Origin of the sequence: Gelidibacter sp. (genome assembly GCF_035515035.1) — a bacterium.
Lineage (GTDB): Bacteria > Bacteroidota > Bacteroidia > Flavobacteriales > Flavobacteriaceae > Gelidibacter.
This window is the reverse complement of sequence record NZ_DATJCA010000066.1, coordinates 1-2690: the sequence shown is the minus strand read 5'-3', so window position 1 is coordinate 2690 and position 2690 is coordinate 1. Positions and strand designations below refer to the sequence as shown.

Here is a 2690-nt window from a genome sequence, read left to right as displayed (position 1 = left end):
AATATTGACTTTGAATTTTTTTGAGTATCGGTCTTGATAAATGACAATTAAATGATCCGTTATTTTTAAGTATGAATTGCCTTTCTTGCTAATCTTCCATTTTTTTTTAAGCCAGTTAATGCGCCTGTGGGACTTATTTCTTAATTGTTTTTCGTGCTTTTTGGGATTTACATAATCATTGGTCATTTTTTCAGCACAGACACATCCAACTTTAAATTCCTCTCCAAAATCTCTATGGCTTACAACGTGTACATACCGTATGCGCTCGTTGTTGCACATCATGCACGTTTCATACTGGGTCTCATCCGCAGATTGTCCCTCAGCTCTGATGTCATATACCTCTTCTAAAATCCATCCCTTATCAGGAACACCCGATATATTCCAATAATTACTCATTTTGATAAGCATCGATTTATAATTATACGAATTGTAGGATGATAAGATATAGATCGACTATGTTTTACGGTTCGAAATTGAGAAATTATCGTCTTCCTGAATTCCATAAATGTTCGACCTTCATAAAATTCACTTCCATTATTAATTTGAGCTTATAATAATTCCCTGTAGCCCTTTTATTATCACATATTTTCTTAGTTTTAACTTCTTATACAATGACCAAACTATTTATGACCCAAAACACCTCAAAAGCGGATATCAATTTTGAACAAGAACTATGGAAAGCTGCCAATGAGCTCCGCGGTGCTGTTGCAGAAAATCAATATAAAGATTTCGTACTTCCTCTTATATTTCTAAAACACATTTCTGAACGCTACGAGATACGGCGTGATCACTTGTTGGATCTTTTGAACGATAAAAAATCTGATTATTACACCTTAGATAAAGAAGAGCAACTTTACGTGTTGGAAGATCCCGATGAATACCTTTCAAAGAACACTTATATCATCCCAAAAGAAGCGACATGGCAATTCTTGCAGGATAATGCAGAACAGGATAATATAAAAGTCCTGGTAGATGATGCCTTTGATTTGTTAGACCAGACTGTTGCTAATTTCAGACCCGATTTAAAAGGAATCTTACCACGAATTTTCGTAAAAAGCCAATTGACCTCAAGACAGGTGGGTGGACTGATTAATCTGTTGGCAAACCCTAAACTATCAGTTAAAGAAAACCCAGAGAGTGATATTCTCGGACGGGTCTATGAATATTATATTGGCAAATTTGCCATTGCAGAAGGTTCAGGTGCAGGACAGTTTTTTACGCCTGGCAGTATTGTAAGATTGATGGTAGAAATGATTGAACCTTTTGAAGGCAAAATTTTTGATGCCGCTTGTGGTTCTGGTGGCATGTTTGTACAATCTTTAAAATTCCTGCAAGCACATGGTGGCGACAAGCGCAACATTTCCATTTACGGACAGGAACGTTATGATGGCACCTTGCGTTTATGTAAAATGAACTTGGCCTTACGTGACCTTTCTTTTGATGTGCGCTTGGGCGACTCATTATTGCAGGATAAATTCCCTGACTTGAAAGCAGATTTCATTATTGTTAATCCGCCCTTCAACGTGAGCCAATGGCATCCTGAGGACTTGCCTGAAAATGATCCACGACTTTTTGGTCCTAAGGAAGAGTTTACTACGGATGGCAATGCCAACTATATGTGGATGCAAACTTTTTGGAGTCATCTGAGCGATAGGGGTACAGCCAGTGTGGTTATGGCGAATGGTGCCATGACCTCCAATAATAAGGGCGAAAAGAATGTGCGCCAGTTTATGGTCGATCATAGCATGATTGATTGCATTGTGAGGTTGCCGGATAAATTGTTTTTGACCACTGGAATTCCCGCATGCATTTTCATCTTGAGCAAAAACAGAGATGGAAAAGATGGTAGTCATAGAGAACGGACTAATGAAATCCTTTTCATTGACACCTCAAAGATGGGCACCATGGAAAGCCGTAAACTGAGAGTGTTTACTGATGATGATATTAATAAAGTTACCGAAGTCTACCACAACTGGCGGAACATTAATGCATCCTATGAAAATGTTGATGGCTTTTGCTACAACGCCACTATTGACGAGGTTATAAAACAGGATTACAAATTAACGCCGGGGATTTACGTGGGCACCGAAGCCGTTGAAGATGATGGGATTCCTTTTGAAGATAAAATGGCCGATTTAAAAATCCAATTGAAATCACAATTTGAAAAAGGCAACACATTGCAGAAAAAAATAATAGAAAATTTTGAAAAATTTTAGAGTCTGTTCATTATAAATTGATGTTCATGTAAACTGAACAGTCGTGAAAATTGAACAAAAGGGCAATAATTCAGTAAATATCAATATATGTTCATTATATTTGATTGTTCATGTAACATGAACGAAATTAAAAATTGAACAAAATGGAATTTGTTAAGTTAAAAGATTGGTTTCAGAATTTGGATTTTGAGGTGGCTATCAAAAAGATCCAATCGCATGACGGCGTTGTGGACTTGGTAATAAGCCTTAATGACGAAAAGGTATATGCCGAAGTGAAAAGGGAAGTACGGCCACAACACCTTGCCATTTTCGAAGGAATGGCCGAGCAGAGAACGCCGTTTTTGGTCGCTGCCGATTATATTACGCCCAATGCCAAAACACATTTAAAAGCTAAGAAAATCAATTATATTGATAGTTTCGGCAATGCATATATCGACTTAAAGCATCTTAAAGTATATATTGAAAAAGACAATG

The 2690-nt window shown here is 37.2% G+C and carries 3 protein-coding genes; 2 read left to right on the top strand and 1 reads right to left on the bottom strand.

Annotated elements, in window-relative coordinates; translation table 11 throughout:
- The coding region (locus tag VLZ86_RS05205) for a hypothetical protein (protein ID WP_325449433.1) at window positions 1-396 on the bottom strand (396 nt) is incomplete at its 3' end.
- A 215-nt stretch (window positions 397-611) separates the two neighbouring features.
- On the opposite strand from VLZ86_RS05205, the gene VLZ86_RS05200 reads away from it, so the two are divergent.
- Window positions 612-2216, top strand: a complete 1605-nt coding sequence (locus tag VLZ86_RS05200; protein WP_325449431.1) for a class I SAM-dependent DNA methyltransferase — start codon at window positions 612-614, stop codon at window positions 2214-2216.
- A 143-nt stretch (window positions 2217-2359) separates the two neighbouring features.
- The coding region (locus VLZ86_RS05195) for a restriction endonuclease (RefSeq protein WP_325449429.1) at window positions 2360-2690 on the top strand (331 nt) is incomplete at its 3' end.